This window comes from Synechococcus sp. H55.10 (genome assembly GCF_047502715.1).
GTDB lineage: Bacteria > Cyanobacteriota > Cyanobacteriia > Thermostichales > Thermostichaceae > Thermostichus.
In genome coordinates this window covers 1-1,284 of sequence record NZ_JANSJJ010000031.1, presented here as the reverse complement: position 1 = coordinate 1,284, position 1,284 = coordinate 1, and the positions used below count along the sequence as shown (strand labels likewise).

Sequence of the window (1,284 nt, the reverse complement as noted above, 5' to 3'; positions counted from 1 at the left end):
CCATGGACCAGAGTGACTCTTCGTGTTCCCCCTTCGGGGGGATCCCTAGAAATTGGAAACTGCTGAATTGGGATCCCAGATTGAGATCCCATTTTTGTTTCTCCTTCGGGGGTGTGCCCGGCAACTGGAGACGTGAAGCCGCTCTGCACACTCCCTTTGGCGTGCAGAGGTTTTCCTTGGGGAAAATCCCTAAAACTTAGAAACTAGAAAAACTGGGAAGGTTAAGTACTGTTAGTCGATTGGTTAATTGACAGTTAATACTCCCTCCATTCCGCTTTTCAGCTAGTCTCTAAAAGTTGGAAGTATTCAGGTATAATGCTGCTTGGTTGCGGCTTAGGAGGCTTATTTTGCGGGGATCCCTGAAGTTTTCCCCAGCAGGATGGAGCCTGCTTTTCTGGAAGATATTTAGAAGCTGCGAACCAATGTTTAGCATGGTCTAGAGTTGGGAGTCGAAAGAGAAAGAGTGGAGGCACTATGAGAACCTCGCTTGCGCGCCTCGGTTTGGGGATCTTTTTGGGCATGGTTTCAGCCACGTCGGTTTCAGCAGCCGAAGCGGTTAAAGCCACCCTAGCTGGATATGCCGTGCTGCCGGCAATGAGTTTCGTGCCACCACCCAGCGATGCCGGTTCTGGCTTTGTGGTCTCTGGCCGCTTTGCGGCAATCAACAACCAGCGGGTCGAAGAGGTCGCCTCAGTTGAGGGCAAGTCGTTTGTTGATGGCCGAACCACCGGCATTTCGCTGCCCTTTGTTGGTCAGCCAATTCAGGGTTTTTCGGGGATTGAAACCCTGGCTCGCGACCGCTTCCGTGTTTTGATTGACAACGGCTTTGGCAGCAAGGCAAACTCCCCAGACGCCTTGCTCAGCTTTCACGAAGTAGCCGTTGACTGGGAGAGTGGCCAGGTGCGGTTGAACAAGTCGGTATTCCTACAGGATCCGAACAAAGTGATCCCCTTCCGCATTGTCAACGAGTTTACAACTAGGCGCTACCTTACCGGTGCTGATCTAGACATCGAGTCGATCCAAACTATTGGGGATCTGCACTGGATTGGGGATGAGTTTGGCCCCTACCTCATTGCCGTCGATAGCAACGGCAAAGTTGTAGCTTTCTTTGAAACCGAGGTTGAGGGCAAGGTAGTACGTTCCCCGGATCATCATACGTTTACCACACCGGCAACGCCGGGCCCGGTCAACTTTGAAGTGCGGCGTTCCCGTGGCTTTGAGGGCATGGCGGCTTCTCCCAACGGACAATTTCTCTATGCCATGCTAGAAGGTCCCCTCTACCTC

The 1,284-nt window shown here is 52.5% G+C and carries 1 protein-coding gene; it reads left to right on the top strand.

Annotated features, from left to right (window positions below):
* Positions 1–519 precede the first annotated feature (519 nt).
* Positions 520–1,284: esterase-like activity of phytase family protein (locus tag NW858_RS02755; protein ID WP_414519688.1), on the top strand; the 765-nt coding region annotated here is incomplete at its 3' end.